2 protein-coding genes are annotated in these 1,007 nt (G+C 46.1%); one reads left to right on the forward strand and one right to left on the reverse strand.

What is annotated here, in order from left to right; genetic code table 11:
* Positions 1–271: 271 nt before the first annotated feature.
* The gene (locus tag F6K37_RS44370) at positions 272–484 is read right to left on the reverse strand and encodes a helix-turn-helix domain-containing protein (RefSeq protein WP_008185577.1); all 213 of its coding nucleotides are present in this window, start codon (positions 482–484) and stop codon (positions 272–274) included.
* A 132-nt stretch (positions 485–616) separates the two neighbouring features.
* On the opposite strand from F6K37_RS44370, the gene F6K37_RS44375 reads away from it, so the two are divergent.
* Positions 617–811 (forward strand): hypothetical protein, encoded by a 195-nt coding sequence (locus F6K37_RS44375; protein ID WP_008185579.1) that lies wholly within the window; start codon positions 617–619, stop codon positions 809–811.
* Positions 812–1,007: the final 196 nt, after the last annotated feature.

Consider the following 1,007-nt stretch of genomic DNA (forward strand, 5'->3'; position numbering starts at 1 on the left):
TTGGCGAATTAAATTCGCCACGGGTCGCACCTCTGCATCGCTTACAAAGGGTGTGAGACTAATGTCGATGTCCTAACTGCCCTGGCGACTGCTATACAAGGGTAGGTTTTTTACAAAGGGGCGAGTAGGTACTTTGGTTAGGTATAAATTATTCAAAATATGTATCAAAATACACAATAATTTCCGGGATAATTCTCCCCATTTCCCGCTTTTCCCGACTACCGACTACCTACTCCCGACTCCCTACTCCCGACTCCCGACTACCTACTCCCTACTCTTCGATAACCTCTACCAAATCTTCAACCATAACATCAAAAGCCCGGGCTAGCTTCAGAATTGCTGTAAAATCCGTCATACTCATGGCGTCACGTCGGGCATAACTAGCCACAGTGCTATAGGTTACTCCAGAACGGTCGGAAACTTCTTTCAACGTCCAACCCTTCTCCGCCGCTAATTCTCGAACTCGTAACCTAATTAATCCCATTTTGGACTTGACAAACTACGCAACTACATATTTAATAGTAAATAGAATATTCGGCGATCACCCAAGAGGCCGCAAAACTACTGGGCGATCGCCTTTCCTAAAACAACCCATAAAAATGGGGTATTTAACAATATGATATCAACTCGACAAACTTACCGAGACCGATTGAAACCCTGGTGTGTCATTCGGCACCTACCTAAGATGCAACGGATAACTGTAGCGCGATTTAATCGGCGCAGTGATGCGGAAGCGTATCAGCAAGCTCTTAAGCGTTTGCTGCCCAATTTCAACCATGTGGTGATATTTGAAACACCCTTGAAGGAATAATCCAGTCCGTAGGGTGCGTGATAAGACGGGCTCGCGCTGATTTTCCACCTGTTCGCCCTTGGAACAGCGCGTCCCGTAACGCACCACCTTCCAGATCCGCTGTTCCCTAAAATCCAGAAATTGTGTACCTCATAGCTATGAGAATTGCTATATGCCCACCTACTTAGTTCATCTGTTCTGCAACTTTGACCTGCTC

This window comes from Moorena sp. SIO4E2 (genome assembly GCF_010671945.1).
GTDB lineage: Bacteria > Cyanobacteriota > Cyanobacteriia > Cyanobacteriales > Coleofasciculaceae > Moorena > Moorena producens.

Bases quoted from the DNA above. Each gene is read 5' to 3' on its own strand.
- F6K37_RS44370 (WP_008185577.1), bottom strand. From the start codon at position 484: ATGGGATTAATTAGGTTACGAGTTCGAGAATTAGCGGCGGAGAAGGGT.
- F6K37_RS44375 (WP_008185579.1), top strand. From the start codon at position 617: ATGATATCAACTCGACAAACTTACCGAGACCGATTGAAACCCTGGTGT.